Genomic DNA, 21206 nt, shown 5'->3' with positions numbered 1-21206 from the left:
CTTTATGCTAGGAAATATTCAGCTACTTATTGCTGCTTGTCAAGAGTTAAATATAGATTTTCAGATTATTCACTCTACTCAAAATATTGTCAAAGTCAATTTAGGAAAATCGTATTTTTTTGTGAACTACACGACTCCTTTTTTAGACCAATCCCTTGCTAAAATTCTTCGCGATAAAGACTATACGTTTCAGGTCTTGAAAGCGTCGATTAAAATGCCCTATACAATGTCTTTCCTCTCGCCGTTCTGCGATCCTAAATACCAAAGGTACTTAAAACTGGATACAATCGATAGCATAACCGATCGCATTATCGATAACTTTACACTTCCTATTATTGTTAAACGGAATTCGGGTTCGTCGGGGAGTAATGTCTTTCTTTGCGAAGACAGAACCTCTATCAAAAAAGCGCTTGAAAATATTTTCGATCTCAATACTAAAGAATACGATTATATTGCCCTCGCTCAAGAATATGTTAAAATTGAATTAGAATATCGGGCCATATTTTGCAATCGCCAGTTGAAATTGCTGTATCGAAAAAATAATAGCAACGCTTGTTTTACCGGAAATCTCAGTCCCTTACACTGGGAAGGCGCGATCGCGGAACACATCACCGATGCTCGAATCCTCCAAGAAATACAAGATTTTGTGCAACCCGTTTTTCAAGAACTCGATTTAGCTTACGGCGGCTTTGATATTGCTCGTGACGATCGGGGAAATTATTGGTTAATAGAAATCAATTCTCACCCCAACTTTGACATCTTTACTCGCGATAACGATCCGAGTTTAGCAATTGAGATTTTTAAAACTATGCTCCAAAGTTTGAGCGCGTGAATAAGAGAATCTATGAGCATTGAAGTTGATTATCGCTTTCCTCCTAATATCGATGCCGAACGCCAAGCCAACGTTATCGCGATCGGTCAAACTGCCGGAACTTGGAACGAATGGTTTTCTCATCGAGATGCTTCCCTAAAATCGCATTTAGCCGAAGTTCTCAAGGTAGAAACGCAAGAAGATTGTAGCATCGCGACGGTTCGTTTTCCTGAAGCGAATGTAGAAGGCGATATTGCGAGTTTGCTGACGATGATTTTTGGGAAATATTCAATGGCGGGGGCAGCCAAAGTGGTGGCGGTACGCTTGCCAGAAGGATATGGAACGCGCCCAAAATTTGGGATTGAAGGAATTCGCGCGCGCGTCGCCGTACCCAAACGCCCCCTCGTTATGGCGATTTTCAAGCCCGCCCTCGGTCTGACTGCCGCCGACCATGCTACGATTCTTGCTGAAGTCGCCGACGCGGGCTTGGATTTAATCAAAGATGACGAAATTCTCGGCGATTTGCCCGAAGTTCCAACTTTAGAACGGCTTGCGGCTTGTCGCGAAGTTATCGAGCGAGTGAGGGACAGTAGCGGACGCAATCTTTTATATGCCGTTAATGTTACCGGAGCCGCAGACCGCTTGCACGAAAAAGCGCGCCAGTTGGTTAAAGCGGGTGCTAATGCACTCCTTCTCAACGTTCTGGCTTACGGATTCTCGGTTATAGAAGCGCTAGCGCGGGATCCTGAAATTAACGTTCCCATTTTCGCCCATCCTGCCCTTGCAGGGGCTATGTGCGCCTCGCCGGATACGGGATTCGCCTACTCTGTTATTTTAGGAACTTTAATGGCTCATGCGGGAGCCGATGCGGTGTTGTATCCCGCTCATTACGGCAGTTTACCTTTTGATGCGACCGAAGAACGTAAAATTGTCGAAAACTTGCGATCGCGCCGCGTTTTTCCCGTTCCTTCCGCAGGCATAATTCCGAGTATCGTTCCCCGCGTTCTCGAAGATTTCGGCAGTGATATCATTCTTAATGCAGGAACGGGGATTATGGACGCACCTCATGGCCCTGCGGCGGGTGTCAGCGCATTTTTTGAGGCATTAGAAGAAGCCGGATTCCGACGATAATGCCTATCTATGTCCCCACCTCGCCCCAATCCCATCGGCTTCTTAATCAATTGCGTCAGTCCCCGGATTTACCAAACGCGCCAACTTTTGCTTAATTTGCGCGTCGAAGACTTCCCATTTAAGCTTGGCATATTTAGCACAATCATTATAGCCCGAAAGAAAACCCACCGTAACTTCAAAACCGCCCGCCCGCAAGCGCCCTCCGCCAAAAAAGCGTCCTTGAGAATCTTGTCCGAACGCTTCTTTTAAAAAATCATCCGGATCTAACGTAATTTTATTGGTTCGCAGCGAACCAATAATCGCTTCGCGTTCTTCTTCTTCATTGCGAACTAAACCATAAACGACTGCCGTATGCACGTTTTCTTCGGTGACTAAAAAATCGGCAGCTTGCGGGATTGCATCGCGATTTTCCGCCCGCAAATAGCCAATTCCCGCGATCGAAAAACCATTCGCTACCACGCGATTAGAAAGCGAACGTTCGATCGCATCCATCACATGGCGCGATCTCGACGATTGTAGCACTGCACTCAGCAACGGCGGATCGTAAAATCGACTTAAATAAGCCGCCGCCAAAAAATCTTCTTCCTGCGCTTGCATCAATCGATCTGTATCCGAACGCAAACCGTGCATTAGCGCTGTCGCGCAACGAACGTGCTGTTTATTATTGGCATCCAAACGCAACATTCCCGCTTGCAGATATTCTGTCAAAATTGTTGCTGTCGCCCGAACGTGGGGGCGCAAATCGATAAATTCTGCTGCCAATTTATCCTGCGGGCGATGATGATCGATCGCGACAACAACCGGAATATTTGCCTCTAGCAATAAAGGGAAAAGTTGACTCGTCGTTCCTTGACTATCGACGAGAACGCAGCCCCGATATAAAGACAAATCGCGTTCTTTTAAACTTTGAAGAGTACACCGCTGCGCCGGAATTCCTGCTAATTTCACTAAGGCAATATTTTCCTGATGCGATAGCGTCCCTGCGTAAATAATTTCCGATTGAATTTCGTATTGTTGAGCAATCAGTTGATACGCCCAAGCGCTAGAGAGAGCGTCAGGATCGGGGAAATCCTGAATGACAATTAATTGTCGTTCTCCCCGATGGCGTTCTAATGTTTTTCGCAAGTTGCTAACGATTTCATCTAACGCCATTACCGAAGAGGGTAATATTTGAGGCTTTAGGCGTGCGATCGATTCTTCTGGCGAACCGTTAGTCATAGCCAATGAAATTGAGTTGTTCAGCGTTGAGCTATTCACATTCAGTTGAGGGTGGCACTATGTCGATCTTATCGCAATTCCCACGTTCTGCTGAAAAATAAACCGTCTCCCTTCACCCCTTGTCTGTTACTTAATATTCACGGCTTCAGCAATTGACTTTAAACCTTCACGCTCTAACTTTTGGACTAATCCTGCCAGAATTTCTCGAACCATCCACGGGCCTTCATAAATCCAGCCCGTATACACTTGAATTAAACTTGCACCGGAGATGATTTTTTCCCAAGCATCCTCTGCCGTGAAAATACCGCCCACTCCCACAATTATTAATTTTCCCTGCGATTGTTTGCGGATAAAACGAATGACTTCTGTCGCGCGATCGCGTAACGGTTTACCGCTGATTCCTCCCGCTTCTTCCCCAATCGATTTTCCCGTAGCCGCGAGCATTTTCGTTTTCAGTCCCTCGCGACTAATCGTAGTATTCGTGGCGATAATTCCCGCTAGTTTGTGAGTAAAAGCTAAGTCGATAACATCCGCGATCGCATCCCACTCCAAATCCGGTGCAATCTTCACTAAAATTGGCTTTCGAGCTTGATTTTCGGCTTGTAAAACGGTTAAAATATCGTTAAGTTGGCTCTTATCTTGCAGCGATCGCAATCCCGGCGTATTCGGCGAACTCACATTCACCACAAAATAATCTCCCAGCGATTGCAAGCGCTTAAAACTGCCCGCATAGTCCGCTGCTGCCTCTGCTAACGGCGTAATCTTAGACTTTCCTAAATTAATTCCTAATGGAACTTTTCGCGCTTTTAATTGTTGCAAACGTTCCGCTAAAGCAGCACTTCCCCGATTATTAAATCCCATACGATTCAGCACCGCTTTATCTTCGAGCAAGCGAAACAAACGAGGACGAGGATTTCCCGGTTGCGGATGGTACGTTACCGTTCCTAACTCGGCAAATCCCATCCCAAAATCGCCCCAAATTCCAGCCGCTACGCCATCCTTATCAAATCCCGCCGCTAACCCCAAAGGATTGGGAAACTCAATGCCCCATAACTGCTGCTTTAAGCGAGAATCTGGGTAGCCAAACGCGCGATCGAACTGCTTTAAAATAAGGGCAGCCGGTTGATACTCTTGCGCTTCCTCCAACCATTGAAGGAATTGCAGACTTTGTTGATGGGCGAACTCCGGCTCGATCTTAAGTCCCGAAAAGAGAAGCGGGCGCAGGGCATTGCGGTAGATGTCCATAACTAGAAAAGCTTAGGGAAAGTCAGAGTTGGTTTTAGGATCGCTGTCGAATTTCGTACCGAAACTGTTACCCTATAATTATCTCAAATTTACATCAAGTTAGTCTCGATAGTTCCCCTAAAGCTTTAACTCGTAACATCCCTCAAACTTCGATTAAAGACTATCCGGCATAACTTCTCGGCTAGCTTTTGATAAAGATTTCTGGCGCTTTTCCCATTCTTCCTGGGTGAAATCTTCGTAGTAAGAGCGTTCGACATTGACTTGCCACAAATCGTGTTTCTCGCCAATAATATTTTTAGCAGCCAGCAACCCCGTCAGCATCGAGTGGTCTTGGTTATTATATCGGTGCATTCCATTACGTCCGACAGTTTGTAAATTATCAAAACCCGCTAAGTAGTCTTGCAAGACTTGTAAATGTTGGCGATAATTGCGATCGTAAACGGGGTAAGCTTTCGGCTGTCGTAAAACCGTTCCATCTTCTACCTTTGCCGATTTAGCCAAACCTAATATCCCGATTTCTTTCGTCGCGAGTTCCAGTAACTTTTCGTTGGAGAGATTCCACAGATCGTCGCCTTCATCGCAAAAATATTCCATACCCAAACAGGTTTTATTCGGATCGGGAACCATTGCCGGACTCCAATTTTTAAAGTTTTGGATGCGCCCGACTGTCACTTCTGGAGAGTGAATATAAATCCAGTTATCTGGGAAAAGATTGGGAGCGTCAATAATGAGTGCTACGATAATAAAAGCCCGATATTTTAGCGATCGCGCTGCTTCCAATATTGGCTCGGGCGGACGAGGGTCGAGACAGCGCACTAGCGCCGTCACCGGCATACTCGAAATAAAATGTTCTGCCTTCACCTCGACAACTTCCCCATTGCGATCGACCTCCATACTCTCAATTCGCTGCTGATGGTGTTTAACGCGAATTACGCCGGTATCAAGCCAGACATCGCCCCCTAACTTTTCCACCGCTTCAGTAAAACGCTCCCACATCATGCCCGGTCCCAAAATGGGGTAGTCAAATTTCTTGATTAAAGTTTTGGTGTTATTTGTGCCGAATAAAGCATTAATAACTGCCTGCTTTAAAGATAATCCTTTAATCCGTTGAATGGCCCATTCTGCACTAATTTTATTGCAGGGAATCCCCCAAACTTTTTCTGTATAAGTTTTAAAAAAAGTTTCATAAAGGCGACGACCAAAACAATGAGTTACCCACTCCTCAAAAGTTTCTGGTTCCGGACGTTTGATAAAAGCCTGAATTTTTGCTTTGATGTAGCTCAGAACAATTGCAGCACTTGTTCCCAATCCGAGATTCGATAAAGTGTTAGCAAAAGAAAGAGGATAATCAAAAAATTTACCCCTGTAATAAATACGCGAGAGGCGAGGAACTTGAATGAACTCGTCGCCCAGCACTTCGAGCCACAATTGTTGAACTTCTCCTACTTTGGTATAAAAGCGATGTCCTCCAATATCGAAGCGATAGCCTTTATAAATTTCAGTGCGAGCAATGCCTCCTACTTTATCATCTCGCTCTACCACGAGCAGATGAATTCCTTGCTTGGCGAGTTCGTAAGCAGCCGTCAAGCCTGCTGGCCCAGCCCCGACAATCGCCACCCGATAATTTGTTTGCATAAGACTCCTCTAGCAATTAATTACGATCTAGGTATGAAGTATGAAAAAAGTCTCGTCTCTTGAATATACACAAGTTTTCTCTTATTGAGTTGTCGGGTCGGCGCTAAATAAACTAGCAAGGGGCAGATGGCTTACTTTTTCGGGTGAAGTGGGCCATCGCTTGCTTAAAAGATTGAAGTTGGTAGCGCATATTGCCAATTGCGAAAGCCAGTCCGCTGTAAAAATAATAAAGCCAGTGCCAGAATATTGTTCCGAGGGTAAATGATAAGCCGCGTTTATGATAGAAAAATTGGTAAACTGAGACATTGAGAAAGAGTAAAGCAAGGCTCGCTAATACGACCAGACAGAGGGCAATGGGATACTTCACAGAAGCGATTAGGCTGACCGAGAGTAAGTAAATCGCGACGACGCTGAGACGACTGGAGTATTGAAGGTTCAAATCGTTAGACAAAGCGCGATCGCGTAAAATCAAAGCCGTCCAAGGCAGCGCCCGGTAAAAAAAATCTGCTCGCAACAACGAGATTATCCCCCAACGTTTGAGATGTTTGACTTGAATCTCTTTGCAAAGTTGGATGCGATAGCCTGCTTTTTTTAAACGATAGCCTAGTTCGATATCTTCCACACAGGGAAGACGATAACTTTCATCAAACCCCCCCATTTCCAGAAAAATATCGCGACGAATCGCTCCACAAGCTCCCCAAAATGTCGATGCTTCTTCTGAGGAAATTTGGTGGGTGTAATGGTGGAATAAGTTTTTATACTGAGATAAAAAGTTAGCCGCTCCGGGTGCGTCGTCGTAGGAACCGATTAAAGCGGCTAACTGGGGATCGGATTCAAAAACGGCTGCGATTTTAGTCAGGGTATCGGGATAAATTTCTACGTCCGCATCCACAAAAAAAAGAATCTCATTTTTAGCTTGTTTTGCCCCAATATTTCGTGCAGTTGCCGGTCCTCGAGATTCTGGCAGGCGAATCCCCTCGAACCCGAATAATTGGGCTTTTTCCCAAGAACCATCGGTGTCGCCATCGCCCACGACAATCACCTCAGTTGATGGGGAAACTCCAGAAGCAATACTGGTCAAACAGCGCTGAAAATTATCACCGCCATTATAAACCGGGACGATCAGTGAAATTGCGGGTAAGCTTTGAGAACGTCCGCTCATCTTTAGTGAGGTGTCTATTAAAAATTATTGAGTTTGCGGTAGAGCCGTATTGAAGAGACGTAAAAACGTCCTAAGAAGTCCTAAATCGTTATGAAGGCATTAGCCCCATAAACTTACGGTCATTTTAGTAAGATTTAGCTTGGAATTTCAATAAACTCTACCCTAGTTTGGCAATCGCCGTAATTTTCGTCAAGTTTTTGTAAAAGAGGAATCCTGGACTTTACGGAGCTAACTTGACTGTGCTATCTAAGAGCAGTAGCTAAGATTTGCGCGTGAAAATCAAGCCAAGCGAACAGCTTGAACTCTCAAGTTACCTCCCACCCGTTTTTAACCCTCGTACCATCGCGCCTATCGCCAGATGAGCGTCCCCAAATCCTTAAAATTGCCAAGCAATCTCTCGCATGACCGCTCTCTCTTGCCTCCCCTTGCCCCGCGTTTCCGTCATTATTCCTGCCTACAATGCTGAAGTGTGGCTCGAGCGAACCGTAAATTCGGTTCTCGCTCAAAGCGATCGCGACTTCGAGATTATTATCGTTGATGATGGCTCGAGCGATCGCACCGTCGAAATTGCCACCGAACTTTCCCAACGCGATGGGCGCATCGTTATCCTCCAGCAGTCTAACTCCGGCGTAGCGGCGGCGCGCAACTTCGGCATCGCTAACGCGCGCGGCGAATTCATCGCGCCCCTCGATGCGGACGATATTTGGTATCCCCAACACCTCGAAAAGCAAGTCAAGCGCCTTTCGCAATCCGATAGCAGCGTGGGTTTAGTCTATTCCTGGTCTGTCGATATCAACGAAAATGATTCTCCCCTCGGCCCGTTCCACGCCAGCACGATTGAGGGTGACGTTTACAAAACGCTAATTTGTCATAACTTTTTAGGCAATGCCAGTGCGACGCTGATTCGTCGTTCCTGCTTAGAGCGGGTCGGCGGTTACAATAGCGACTTAAAGGTTCAGAACGCCCAAGGTTGCGAAGATTGGGATTTATACCTGCGCATCGCCGAAAAATATCGCTTTTGCGTCGTCCCGGAATTTACCGTCGGCTATCGCAAAATTGCCAGCAGTATGTCCCGAGACTACCAGAAAATGGCGCGATCGCACCGCTTAATGCTGCAAGCCACTCGCCAAAATCGCCCCGATATTCCCCTTCTCCTGCACCGCTTATCCTGTAGCAGTTTTTACCTCTACCTCGCACGCCAAAGCCATCACGATCGCGATCCCGAGCAAACCATCTTTTGGTTGCTCGAAGCTCTAAAAGCCGACTTCATCACGCCTTTGGGACGCTACGGCTGGTACAGCTTGCTACTACAAAGTCTCTGGCAAATCTTAACGGGGAGGCAAAGCGCGCGTCCCACTCAGCCCTTAAAGGTTTCCGAAGCGCGTCAATCCAAACTCAGTATTTATTTCAAGCTTTTAGTCGGCAAAGTCTTACATTACTCGCTCTCAGCAATCTAATTTTGATGGGCGATCATTCAGAAATCCCGTAAAATGTGGCGAAATACTTTCGCGAGCGAATTGGGAATTTTAAATTCCGAAGAGGCAGTTTATGCCGAGTATTAACAGCACTATTTCAGGAGAGTTAGGGAATGCTTTATCCGCTCAAGGTTGTCGATCTCGAACTCAGTCGTCCGCTGGAAACCCTAGAGAATTTAGAGGGTTATCTGGGCGTACAAGGATTAGTCCGCTTGCACGGCGCGCCCATCGGTTATATTCAAGCGCCAATCGCCAACGGATGCTGCACGGCTGAAATTCTCGGGAAATGTCTTCTCGAACAACAGAGTTGGGGAATTCTCCAGCGCCTGTTGCAAAATGGATTAGCAACCTCCCCCAATCCAGAAGGTATACGACTTAAGGACTTATACGATTTGCAAGTGCCGGAATGCGATGGAGAATTACCGCTCGTAACGATAGCCGTTTGTACGCGCGATCGCACCGCCGACCTCGCCCTCTGTTTGGATTCCCTCTGTCAGTTAGACTATCCCCACCTCGATCTTTTAGTGGTCGATAACGCCCCCAGCACCGAAGCAACCCAAGAATTATTACAAGCCCATTATCCCCAGATTCGCTACGTCTGCGAACCCCGTCCCGGCTTAGATTGGGCGCGCAATCGCGCGATTATCGAAGCCAAAGGCGAAATCCTGGCCTACACTGATGATGATGTCGTTGTCGATCGCGGTTGGGTCAAAGCTTTAGCAAAAGCCTTCGTGGAAAACCCCGAAGTCATGGCAATAACAGGGCTAGTCGTTCCCTACGAACTCGAAACCGAAGCTCAAGTGCTGTTTGAATGGAATGGAGGTTTTGGACGGGGATTCGATCGCAAATGGTACCGCGTCTACCCCGATAGCAAAATGCCTTGGGGATGGCTGGGAGCGGGACAATTTGGCACGGGAGCAAATATGGCCTATCGGCGCTGCATTTTTGAAGAGATTGGCCCCTTCGATCCCGCCCTAGATGTCGGCACGCCCACCAATGGCGGCGGCGACTTAGAAATGTTTTTCCGCGTCCTCAAAAAAGGACATACGCTCCTATACGAACCCGACGCTCTCGTGCGCCACCGACATCGGCGCGATTACGAAAAACTGCACTCTCAACTGACGAACAACGGGATCGGTCTTTATTCTTACTTCGTCTGCGGGGCAACCACCTATCCCGAAGAGCGCCGTTCTTTTATATGGTTGGGAATTTGGTGGCTGTGCTATTGGAGCCTGCGTCGGCTTTGGATTGCCTTTAAGCATCCCACTCAGTTTCCCCTAGAACTCGTCAAAGCTGAGTTCTGGGGTTCCTTCATTGGGATAACTCGCTATCAAAAAGCTCAAAAACAGGCTGCCGAAATTATCGCCTCCTTCGGTCCCCAAGAAGCGATCGCGAAAGAAAAGATCGCCCCCGAACCGCCCGCCCAACCGCCCGTCGAAGTTAATCGACCCGTCGCCGTGCGAAGCGTCGAACTCACCCAGCCCTTACATTCTCTAGTCGATGTAACCCAATACTCCGACGTTCAAGTGTTCGTCACCTGGCGGGGAGAGCCTTTAGGCGGTGTCAGTATCCCGAATATTTACCAGCCTATCCACCGCAGCCGGTTAAGCCAAGCCATTATTGAGGCGTTAGGCTTGAAAGCGATCCAGCCCCTAGCCAAGTCTGGCAAAAATACCGTCTGGGCGGAAGCATTTGCGAGCATGACAGAGCGATATTCTCCTAACCGGGAAGTGAAAGAAGTCATCCAATGCGAGAAACTGCCAGACTCCGTTTCCGTTTCCATTAACCTCGCCACCTACGACCGACCCGACGATCTGCGCAATTGCCTGCAATGCTTGGTCAAACAACAAACCGCTCGGCGAGTAGAAATCATTGTCGTAGACAACCATCCCGCGTCGGGTTTAACCGCCCCCGTCGTCGCCGAGTTTCCTGAAGTGAAGCTCGTGAAGGAACCGCGCCAAGGCCTCGCATACGCTCGCAATGCAGGCTTTGTTGCTAGCACCGGAGATATTGTCATTGCCACCGACGATGACGTGACGCTTCCCCCCGATTGGATTGAGAAGCTGGTCGCGCCTTTTGCCCGACCGGATGTCATGATTGTTACGGGAAATGTCTTACCGTTGCAGCTAGAGACGATTTACCAGCGTTTCTTTGAACGATACGGCGGCTTAGGGCGAGGTTTTGAACCCTTTGAGGTCAACGGGGACTGGTTTAAATCTTTTCCCAAGTTTGCCGTACCGACTTGGGGATTGGGAGCAACCGCCAACGCTGCCTTTCGAGCCAGCATTTTTACGCATCCCCAGATTGGTTTAATGCAGGAAGCCCTCGGACCGGGGATGCCCTCGGGGGTCGGAGAAGATACATACCTGTTCTACAAAGTTCTCAAAGCCGGCTATACCATTACCTACGAGCCATCTGCTTACGTTTGGCACAAGCATCGCCGGGATTTATCCGCCTTACGCCGTCAAATTTTCGGCTACAGCAAGGGTCACGTCTCTTATAACTTAACAACTTGGCTGCGCGATGGAGATTGGCGGGGATTTTTGCAAGTGTTTGTTGCTTTGCCCATGTACCATACAAAACGGATTCTGACTTGGTTGCGCGGTACGAGCGATTATCCCCTCTCGCTGATCCTGCTCGAAATTCAGGGGAATATCCTCGGTCCTTGGGTGTTGTGGCGATCGCACCAGCGAGTGAAACTAGAAGGGCGTAGCGCGCCGTATATCCCTGTCGCAGAACGCCCCCAAACCGCGATCGCCCCTTCATTGGAAGCGACCCCCATCCAAGTAGGAATGGACGCGCATGGTAGCTAAAAGAACCCTTCGTCCGCGCTGGCGACTGCCCTATCTTTACGATCTCCTGCGGGAATTAGTCTCGCGGGAAATGAAATTGATGTACAAGCGCTCCGCCCTCGGTGTAGCTTGGACGCTCATCAATCCCCTACTGCAACTCGCCGTTTTTGCCTTTGTTTTCCAACTCGTCATCCCGGTTAATATCCCCCAATATTCCTCCTACGTTTTTACCGGGTTGCTCGTGTGGAACTGGTTTCAAACTGCCCTGTTTCAAGCCACCGGCGCAATTGTTGGCAGTCGCCCCCTCATCCGACAGCCCGGATTTCCCGTCGCCGTCCTTCCCGTTGTCATCGTCACTACCGGGCTAGTCCACTTTATCCTCGCCCTACCCGTCTTAATCGGGTTTCTCCTTATTGATGGCGTGCAATTTAAACCCGTCGTTCTCTGGTTGCCGTTCCTGCAAATTCTACAATTTGCTCTTACCGTCAGCTTTGCTTATTTTCTTGCCGCTCTCAATGTGACCTTTCGCGATACCCAGCACACCCTCGGCGTACTGCTACAACTCTTCTTTTATCTCACGCCCATTTTCTACGACATTAAAAACATTCCACCCAAATATTGGTACGTTTACGGTTTGAATCCAATGGTTCACATCGTGATGTCCTATCGACAAATTCTCATGTGGGGCGTTCCCCCAGATTTCCTAGCTTTAGGAATTATTGCAGGCATTACAGCAATCTTATTGCCCGTGGGCTATTGGATGTTTAAACGCCAGAGCGCTCATTTTGTGGAGGAGGTGTAAATGCGCGAAGCAATTATCGTCAATCGCTTGGGTAAGCGCTTCAACCGCTATCACGCCGAAAAACCCGTAACGATTATGGAAGCGGCGCTGGCGGGATTGGGACGGATGAAGGCAGTCGAGCATTTTTGGGCGTTGCGAGAGGTCAGTTTTACCGTCTCTGCGGGTGAAATGCTCGGCATTATCGGACACAATGGGGCAGGAAAATCGACCTTATTGCAACTGGTGGGCGGCGTAGGCGCGCCGGATGAAGGAAAAATTAAAGTGCGCGGGCGCATTGGCGCGTTACTCGATTTAGGAGCGGGGTTTAACGGCGATTTGACGGGGCGCGAAAACGTTTTTGTCGCGGCGATTGTCGCGGGGTTGACGCGGCGGGAAGTGCAGCGACGGTTTGAGACGATGGTCGAGTTTGCTGAGTTGGAGGAATTTATTGACAACCCGCTACGCACTTACAGTACGGGGATGCAAATGCGGTTGGCATTTTCTGTAGCCGTGCATACGGATCCCGATGTTTTGTTGGTCGATGAATTCCTGTCGGTGGGGGATTTGTCCTTTCAGGCGAAGTGTTTGGAAAGGATTGGCGAGTTGAAGGAAAAGGGATGCGCGATCGTGTTGATTTCTCACAGTGCCGAGCAAATTGAGGAATTGTGCGATCGCGCCCTCTGGTTGCGCCAAGGTCAAATCGTCGCTTACGGCGAACCCGAAGTCGTCGTCGGGCAGTATGTCAGCGAAATGCGCCAGCAAACCCAACAGCGCACTCCTTTGCGCGCGCCCCAAAAGACGAAATCCGGAACAGAACTGCGCGTTAATGAAAACCGCTTCGGTTCCTTAGAAATTGAAATTACCGACGTGCGCTTGCAACCGCGCGATCGCCTCGATAGCGGCGAACCGCTGCGCGTCGAGATTGACTATCTTTCACCTCAACGCATTGAATCTCCAATCTTCAGCGTTACAATTAGTCGCGAAGACGGTCAAATTTGCTTTGATACCAGCACGGCAGTAACGGTAGAATCATTATCGGCGGTCGAGGGCGAAGGACAGATTTCGCTGCAAATCGATCGCGTCGATCTCAGCGGTGGCAGCTACTTCGTTGATGTGGGGATTTACGAACGAGATTGGACTTATGCCTACGACTATCACTGGCACGTTTACCCCTTGGAAATTTGCTCTGCCGTCGATGGTAACAGCATCCTAAATCCACCCCTTCGCTGGGAAATGGGCGCAGTACGAATGCCAAGTTTGGGTCAAGTCAGACAGCCAATATCTGATGACAAACCGATCTCCGATCGCTGAATCGGGGTAAACTGAAATTCTCGCTCTAGCTCGAGTTCCAAGCGTTAAGAATGCTTTGCACGCCCTGTCATTAGAATTTATTTATAGCAGTTTTCACATGGATGATATAACACCCAGGGGGCGAATACCATTCGCCCCTACGGGGCGGCGTTTAATTTCGAGACGGGGCGGCGTTTAATTTCGAGGAGACCTCGAAATCCGCGCCCCTAAGACCTCGAAATCCGCGCCCCTACCGATTTGATTTTTGGAACTGTACCTCACGCAAACGAAAAACGCTATACATCTTTTAAAAGATCAATTGCTTACTCTTTCAAAATATTGTAAATAATGTTGACCAAAAACTCAATAGTTTTTAAAACTAATTGTTCCTACAAGCGGCTGGCAATTGTCATTACTACCTTGGCGTTAATGAATTTGTATATGGTACTGGGAACTTGGATGTTCGCGGCTTATTTCCGTCAATATCTGGCAAGTAATTGGGAAGCTGGCTCGGCAATAAAATATATTTTAGTTCAATTTTATCTAGCAATGGAGAATGTAATTGCAAGCTGGTATTCCTCAATGCTATTACTGCTTGTATCCCTAAAATCGACTCTTTGTTTCCTCACAGACCGCAAACAAAACCTGTCTCGCCGCGAGCGCTATTTAAGCTGGGGCTGGCTCGGCTTCGCGTTCGCGTTTGCCTTACTTTCTCTGGATGAAATTGGCTCGCTTCACGAGCGCATCGGAATGATAACAGCGTTCAATCCATCAGGAGATTTGCCCTTGGGTTGGGTTCTTGTGTTAGCCGTCCCCATTGGGTTAGTCGCTTTGTTTATGGTTGCTTTCGCCTGGTTACACATTAGACAGAGCGTACTCGCTTTTGCTTTTACAATTACTGGAGTAATTTGTTTTATTACTGTTCCTTTTTTAGAATTACTAGAGCTAAGGATTGTAGCGACAACTCAAATTGAAATCTTTTGGCAGAATCAGACTGCCTCTCAGATGGTAGAAGAAAGCTTGGAGATATTTGGAAGTTTATTTTTTTTGATAGCAACAAACCTCTACATCATTCATTCCTTCCGACAAGACGAGGGTGCAATTAGCTCGGAACAAGAAAGCACGAGCTTCTCTGCAACATTACAAACGGCTTTAATCGGTGCAAGCCTACTCATAGGCTTACTTGGTTTAGAAGCGCTCCTGGTTGAGTGGCTCGTGCGAAACACAGTCAGTGGCGACGCAGGTATTGCAAAGAACTGGTTTCCGGCGGCATTGGGGATGCTAGTATTGCTCCTCTGTTTGCAAATTTGGGAGGCAATCCCCAGCCGTAAAATTTTTCACAGACTTCTTTATCTCCTCCTCGGACTCTTTAGCCTACTCTTGGGGATGTACTACGGCGCTAACATCTACGGCTATATGTCCTGGGAACAAATGATTGTTCCGGGACGCTGGCTTCATTTAAGTTTGCTAACAATCGCTGTTGTTTTAGGCATAGAGCTAACCTTGCAAGTTAAAAATTTGTGGAGTAAAGTCGGTATAGTCGCTTGGGTAATTTTCCTAGGCATAGGGATGAAAAGCGGATTCATATATGTAGCGCACCTGGTTTTTATTGCTTTTACTTGTCTGCTTATTTCTTTATTGCTTCACCTGTATCGCTGGCAGCATCTGTCAGAATCTCAGGCGGAAATTTTAAGCTTTGACAACTCCGAGCTTTAACAACCTCATCCCACGAAACATAGTTCTGTCATTACTCAGCTTACGACTGAAACCGATTTAATCGACTTAGAATCGTTGACCGAATCTAGATTTAGAGTCTGTCCTACTCACTGACTTCCTCAACCGCCATGAAATTAGAAATTTTAGCGAAGATTTTGGAGTTAAAGAGAAGAGTATTGAACCGGAAGTTCCCAAGTTGGGTTGCTTACGAACCAGACTTAGTACCGCCGATCGCACAAATGAGCCAGGAAGGAGTCGCGCAACTCGAAGAGTGGTTTCGATGGGCGGAAGAATGGAGTATGCTGCTGCGTGTTTATGGCAGTATCAAACAGGATAGTAAAGTTTTAGAGATTGGCTGCGGTCTGGGACGGATTGCGTTCCCCTTAAGGTATATCTTGACTTCAGGGGGAACTTATGATGGCTTTGATATTTGTCAAAATAAAATTGAATTCCTCAATCATCAATTTCATTCCAAGTATCCGAATTTTAATTTTAAATGGGCGAATCTCAAGAATACTTATTATAATTCCAGCGGCAAAATTGAGGCTGAAAAGTATCGATTTCCCTATGCCGATAATGCCTTCGATCTGGTTTATGCAGCTTCGGTCTTCACGCATATACTACCTGAAATAGCGGAAAATTACTTTCGAGAAACCGCTCGAGTCCTTGCGCCCGAAGGACGCTGTTTATTTAGCTTTTTCTTGCTCGACTATTATCAACCCGGACAGCGACGACCGTTAGGCTTTGCGAGATCGTACTTCAATTTCGACCACCGCTACGGGAGTTGGGGCGAGGATTTCGCGATCGCGGATCCCAAAAATCCCGAGTTCATGACGGCCTACAAGTTTAGCTTCATCGAAGAACTCGCCGATCGCGCCGGACTCGAACTCGCACGAGAACCCATACCCGGATTGTGGTCGGGAAGTCATGGGATCGGGGTGGGCGCTCAAGATTTGCTCGTTCTCAAAAAACGCGCTCCCATTTCCCCGCCTTTGCCGAACCCTCTCCCGGCGATCGCCGTTTCAGTTATTATCCCAGCCCATAACGCCGCAGCAACCCTCGCCGAAACCCTAGAATCCTTGCTCGCGCAAACCTACCCCCATTGGGAAGCAATTGTCGTGGATGATGGCTCTAAAGATGATACCGCCGCGATCGCTGCCCAATTTGCCGCCCGCGATGGGCGCATCCGCACCAAACGCCAACTGCAAGCCGGAGTCTGTAACGCCCGCAATACCGGCATCCTCCTCGCCCAATACGACTGGCTGTTATTCCTCGATTCCGATGATTGGCTTGCGCCAGAACAGCTTGAAAAGATGACGCAGAAATTGCGCGAGAATCCCGATCTCGATGGCATTCACTGCGGTTGGGCGCGCGTAACTCCCGACGGTCAGGAGATTGGTGAAAGTTATTGGCACCAAGCCGATAATTTATTTCCAGCCTTAGCACAGACTTGCGCTTTTACGATTCACGCTTGTGTGATTCGGCGATCGCTCGTCGAAACCGTTGGCGGTTTTGACCCCTCGTTCCGCACCTGCGAAGATTGGGATATGTGGCAGCGTCTTGCTCGCGTCGGCGCGCGCTTCGATCGCTTACCGGAAGTCTTGGTCTACTATCGAATGCGTCCGGACTCGGCTTCAATCGATGCTTTTCAGATGTTTGCCGATGCGCTGCGGGTCATCGAGCGAGGACATTCCTCCGATCCTCGCATCTCTAACCCTCTCCCCGCTCATGCCAACGGTCAACCCCTCGAAGAACTTGCCCGCGCCAAACTGCAATGGCTTTGCTGGTCTGCCGGTTTGCTCGTGGGGAGCGGTACGGATCCCTTGCCCTTACTAGAGTTGGTTCGGCAAGATTCAGATCCCAGCCTCGATCCGTATCATGTTGCTTACACGATCTTTAAAGCAGCAATTCTCCCGACTTGCCAAACTTTTGACGCTTGGGAACGCCTCGCAGCCGAATGGATGCCATCGATTCTCGATTTTTTGAACGCCCTCGAGGTGCAATCGAGGACTCTAGGACTGGCTCGTCGCAGCGCAAACATTTTAGAGCAATTAATTCTGCAACGCGCGCGGATTGCAAATCCTTTGACAATTGGCAAGACTTATGCAGCAAGGGTTGAGGTAACAGAACCAATTCTCGCTCTCGCTCCACCCGCGTCTGCCGAACGTTTCTACTGCGTTGTGGAAATGGAAGGAACCGAACTGGGACGGCTGGAATTGCCGATTTGCGACGGTACGGTATCGACTTGGGTGCTGAAGGACGCGATCGCTGCCCAATTTTATTGGCAGATTCTGGGGCGATTCTTCGAGCAGACCGTTTACACCGAACAAGACCGCGCCTACCACGACCAAATCGGCTGGACGGTGTTTTTACAGCAACTTTGGGGACTCGATTGGCCGAGCGATCGCTTCTACGACTCGGAATTGAGCGAGCCTACCGCAACGAACATCTCGATTGAGTCAAATGAACGGAGAGTAGAAGTCAGCGAAGAACTGTGCGATCTCGTCGTTCCCGGTTCGGAACTAAAAGCCATCTTTACCGTCGGGGGCGTTGCGATCGCCCAGTTGACGATTCCCGCGATCGATAACCTCGTTACCGCCCAAGCATTGCGCGTTGCTATTACTACCGCAGGCGGCTTAGAACTTTGCCGCGCCTGCGTTCGCGAGGGTTTGATCGGTCAATCCTGGAACGAACCGACCTCGTTGCGATCGCGTCTGGCGTTAGCCGCGCAAACCCACGATGCGGAACCCGTGAAACATTCAAAAGTCTTACTGGCTCGCCGTCCGGGACTCAGCGGCAGCGTGAATCGGCGAGCCGTCTTGCCGTCGGAAACAGTAGAGGATTTGCTCGCAATGGCGCGAGTAACGAAAGAAGCAATCTTAGATTCATCCTCCCTAACCGAAGGGCTAGAATCTCCGATTTACGATCCCGGCGCGATCGCTGCATCTGGAGCCAATCTCGAATCGGTTTCGCAGCAGTCTCCCCTATCGAGTCTCCCTGAAACCTCGGCTAACACCGCTCAAATTTACGGGCTAGAACATTTTGAAACGCTCTTTGCCTCGCGAGCCGACCCTTGGAAATATACCAGCCCTTACGAACAAACCAAATACGAACAAACGCTTTCCTTACTGCCTTCAACTCCCATTCACAAAGCGCTAGAAATTGCTTGCGCGGAAGGGCATTTCACCGCTCAACTCGCTCCTCGCGTCGAGACCCTTCTAGCAACGGATCTCTCCCAAATTGCCCTCGATCGCACCACCCAACGTTGCAGCCATCTCAACAACATTTGCTTCCAGAAATTAGACCTGACTAAAGACTCAATTCCCGGCAAATTCAATCTGATTGTTTGTAGCGAAGTCCTTTATTATGTTGAAAGTTTGAAAGTCCTTGAAGAAGTAGCGGGGAAATTTACCGACGCTCTCGAATCGGGCGGCTATCTGCTCGTCGCGCACGCCCATCAAATTATCGACGAACCAGATAAACCCGGTTACGACTGGGGGCTATCGTTTGGGGCGAAAGCAATCGGCGATACGTTCGCCCGCCAGCCTTTACTTTCCTTAGCGAAGGAAATTTGGACTCCGCTGTACCGCGTGCAACTGTTTCAGCGTCAACCGTGGCAGCATTCCACGCCGGAAATCATCAAATTGGAGCAGCAGCCGACCCCCGCTCCTCCCGAGGTAGAAGCGACAGTACGATGGCAAGGCGGTCAACCTTCAGAGAGCATCGTTCCAGCCCCGGTAACGACGGAAAAGTTACCCGTTCTCATGTACCATCGCGTTGCGCCGACGGGTTCGGCTGCTACCGCTCGCTGGCGCGTCACGCCGGAAGTCTTTGAGGAGCAGTTGCGCTATTTGCGGGATGCGGGTTTTTATAGCGTCAGTTGGGAGGCGTGGCAAGCGGCAGCAGATGCGCGGCGCGCTTTACCGGGGCGCGCGATCGCGATTACCTTTGACGACGGCTACCAAGACTTTTTCGAGTATGCTTGGCCGTTGTTGAAAAAATACGGTTTTACTGCAACGGTGTTTATCGTCGCCGAGCGTGCGGGAGATTCTAATCGCTGGGATAGTGCTTATGGGGAAGATTTACCCTTGATGGGATGGTCGGAAATTCGGCAACTGCGAGAGCAAGGAGTAATCTTTGGCTCGCATAGCGCCACGCATCAACCGCTGACGGCGTTATCGGTAGCGGAAGTTGTGAAAGAAGCAGCGCGATCGCGTACCATAATCTCACGCGAATTAGGGGAAGCGATTAATACTTTTGCCTACCCCTACGGCGATTTCGATCCTGTCGTCGAGCATTTAATTGGGGCTTGCGGCTATACATTCGGTCTCTCTTGTCGCTCGGGCGCTTGTCGCTTTCAAGATTCCTTGCTAGCAATTCCTCGCATTGAAGTGATGGGGAGCGATAGTTTTCAGGAGTTTGTTGCCAAGATCGGAGCGCCGCCCTACTAAGCAGGTATGCAAAATTATTTACACATAACCATGAGCCAAAAAGCAGGAAAGCCAAGGGTTTCAGGATTTGCAAGTGAGTAATTTATTTTGCTTAGGTGCTTAGCGAGTTCCAGACGGTAAGCTATTTGGCTGCAATGCTCTACCATATCGTCGGTCAGCAGGATTGGGTTGGGCGTTCAATCGCTGCCAGCTTTGGCATTTGGGGAATCTTTGCTCTCTATCAACTTGTTCGTCGCGTTTGGGATGAAGAACACGCTCTGGTTAGCGCTGCGGTTATGGCAATCTTACCGGGAAGCATTTTTATCGAGCGTTCGTTTTTGCCCGATCCGGCAATGGTGGCTTTAGTCACAACCAGTTTGTGGTTCGCAGTCGCTTACTGTCAAAGCGATCGCCCGCGCTATCTGGTATTAGCTGGTGTTTTTGGCACTTGGGGTTTCTTATCCAAAATTCCGGGCTTAATCGTCGGGATTCCGGCGCTCTACGCAATTTGGGTCATTTTAGGTCGCCGCCAGCAGCGATCTCCCAAAAAGTTACTGCTGATAGCGGGTGCTGCGGTTGCCTCGCTGATTCCTGTTATCGCTTACTATCTTTGGGCCAGACATCTTTCTCTTTCGTACCCGCCTTATCACTTCGCCGGTTCGGGAAATTGGGTGTGGGATAGCGGACTGGCAAAATGGTTAAAGCACAGTTATTTTATCCCTCACCTCAACGCGCAATTTAATAACTGGATATGGACTGCACCCGTTATCCTCCTCGTGGCTGTGGGCTTATGCTTCCCTCCGCCAAGGCGGCAGGAAGATAAAGAGTCAGGATTGAATTCAACTCCTCACGCCCCTTGGCTGTTTCATTGGTGGCTGTTAGGCGGACTCGCCTACTACGCGATTGGAGCGAAGGAATTAGTGACGAACCCCTGGAATTTTCATCTCATCAATCCGGTTGCGGCGGCATTCGCCGCACATGGCATGATTGCGATCGCTTCTTCTTGGAATTCTTCGCTGCGAACTCCTAGGGCGCTAGCGATTATCGTTGTTTTTCTGTTAGTGATTGGAGGGTTCGGACAGAGCAGTCTCGAGCGGATGTATAGACCTTACGCGGATCAAAGTCGTAAACTCGGTTTAGCTCTCGATCGCGTTGCTCGACCCGATGATTTGGTCGTGACGATCGCCACCGACATTGGCGATCCCATTGCTATTTATTACAGTCGTCGGCGCGGCTGGACGTTTCCCCCTGCCAATAATGTAGGTTGGAACGAGCTCCCTAAAAACGATGACGATGCCATCCAATTGTTTGAAGAACTGCGAGAGAGTGGTGCAGATTGGTTTGGAGTAAGCGCTCGTCAAACTAATAATCTTTGGAAAAATTACTCCAAACTCGCCCAACACATCGAGCGCACCTGCCAGTTTCATTCTCAAAGTAAAGATTGGTTAATTTACCGCATTCTTAGCCCCGAAGAACTCAAACAGCGCTCTTTAATCAATTCCTAAGTTCAACTTCAAAAT

General features: G+C 48.8%; 13 protein-coding genes. 9 read left to right on the top strand and 4 right to left on the bottom strand.

Annotated elements, in window-relative coordinates; all coding sequences use genetic code 11:
• Positions 1–4: 4 nt before the first annotated feature.
• Complete coding sequence (locus H6G50_RS12975) at positions 5–832, top strand: YheC/YheD family protein (protein ID WP_190716876.1); 828 nt, start codon at positions 5–7, stop codon at positions 830–832.
• Between the two features lie 12 nt (positions 833–844).
• Positions 845–1942, top strand: coding sequence for a RuBisCO large subunit C-terminal-like domain-containing protein (locus H6G50_RS12970; RefSeq protein ID WP_190716874.1), 1098 nt, complete (start codon positions 845–847; stop codon positions 1940–1942).
• Positions 1943–1984: 42 nt separating this feature from the next.
• Here the strand turns inward: H6G50_RS12970 and H6G50_RS12965 are convergent, their stop codons facing one another.
• The 4 genes from H6G50_RS12965 to H6G50_RS12950 all read right to left on the bottom strand — a co-directional run bounded on the left by H6G50_RS12965 (position 1985) and on the right by H6G50_RS12950 (position 7202).
• Positions 1985–3160: a bifunctional oligoribonuclease/PAP phosphatase NrnA gene (locus H6G50_RS12965; protein WP_190716871.1), complete on the bottom strand. Its 1176-nt coding sequence runs from the start codon at positions 3158–3160 to the stop codon at positions 1985–1987.
• Positions 3161–3286: 126 nt separating this feature from the next.
• On the bottom strand, positions 3287–4405 hold the full coding sequence (locus tag H6G50_RS12960) for a quinone-dependent dihydroorotate dehydrogenase (RefSeq protein WP_190716869.1): 1119 nt from the start codon (positions 4403–4405) through the stop codon (positions 3287–3289).
• 153 nt (positions 4406–4558) lie between these two features.
• Complete coding sequence (locus H6G50_RS12955) at positions 4559–6040, bottom strand: NAD(P)/FAD-dependent oxidoreductase (protein ID WP_190716867.1); 1482 nt, start codon at positions 6038–6040, stop codon at positions 4559–4561.
• A gap of 112 nt (positions 6041–6152) precedes the next feature.
• The gene (locus tag H6G50_RS12950; RefSeq protein ID WP_190716865.1) at positions 6153–7202 is read right to left on the bottom strand and encodes a glycosyltransferase; all 1050 of its coding nucleotides are present in this window, start codon (positions 7200–7202) and stop codon (positions 6153–6155) included.
• A gap of 401 nt (positions 7203–7603) precedes the next feature.
• On the opposite strand from H6G50_RS12950, the gene H6G50_RS12945 reads away from it, so the two are divergent.
• From H6G50_RS12945 to H6G50_RS12910, 7 genes are all read left to right on the top strand, one after another.
• Positions 7604–8659, top strand: coding sequence for a glycosyltransferase family 2 protein (locus H6G50_RS12945; protein ID WP_190716863.1), 1056 nt, complete (start codon positions 7604–7606; stop codon positions 8657–8659).
• Positions 8660–8790: 131 nt separating this feature from the next.
• On the top strand, positions 8791–11490 hold the full coding sequence (locus tag H6G50_RS12940; RefSeq protein ID WP_190716861.1) for a glycosyltransferase: 2700 nt from the start codon (positions 8791–8793) through the stop codon (positions 11488–11490).
• Positions 11480–12271, top strand: coding sequence for an ABC transporter permease (locus tag H6G50_RS12935; protein WP_190716859.1), 792 nt, complete (start codon positions 11480–11482; stop codon positions 12269–12271). Before H6G50_RS12940 ends, H6G50_RS12935 begins: the two co-directional genes overlap by 11 nt.
• Entirely contained in the window at positions 12272–13561 is a 1290-nt protein-coding gene (locus H6G50_RS12930; RefSeq protein WP_190716857.1) for an ABC transporter ATP-binding protein, read from the top strand.
• A gap of 408 nt (positions 13562–13969) precedes the next feature.
• Positions 13970–15256, top strand: coding sequence for a hypothetical protein (locus H6G50_RS12925; RefSeq protein WP_206756571.1), 1287 nt, complete (start codon positions 13970–13972; stop codon positions 15254–15256).
• 128 nt (positions 15257–15384) lie between these two features.
• Positions 15385–19707 carry a glycosyltransferase gene (locus H6G50_RS12915; RefSeq protein WP_242032808.1) on the top strand — a complete coding sequence of 1441 codons (4323 nt, stop codon included), beginning with the start codon at positions 15385–15387 and terminating at the stop codon, positions 19705–19707.
• 95 nt (positions 19708–19802) lie between these two features.
• Positions 19803–21191, top strand: coding sequence for a glycosyltransferase family 39 protein (locus H6G50_RS12910; RefSeq protein WP_347239930.1), 1389 nt, complete (start codon positions 19803–19805; stop codon positions 21189–21191).
• The last annotated feature ends 15 nt before the right edge of the window (positions 21192–21206 follow it).

It is taken from the genome of Oscillatoria sp. FACHB-1406, from assembly GCF_014698145.1.
Taxonomy (GTDB): domain Bacteria; phylum Cyanobacteriota; class Cyanobacteriia; order Cyanobacteriales; family Spirulinaceae; genus FACHB-1406.
Note: the sequence above shows the minus strand (reverse complement) of the source record. Positions and strands in the feature narration are given on the sequence as shown.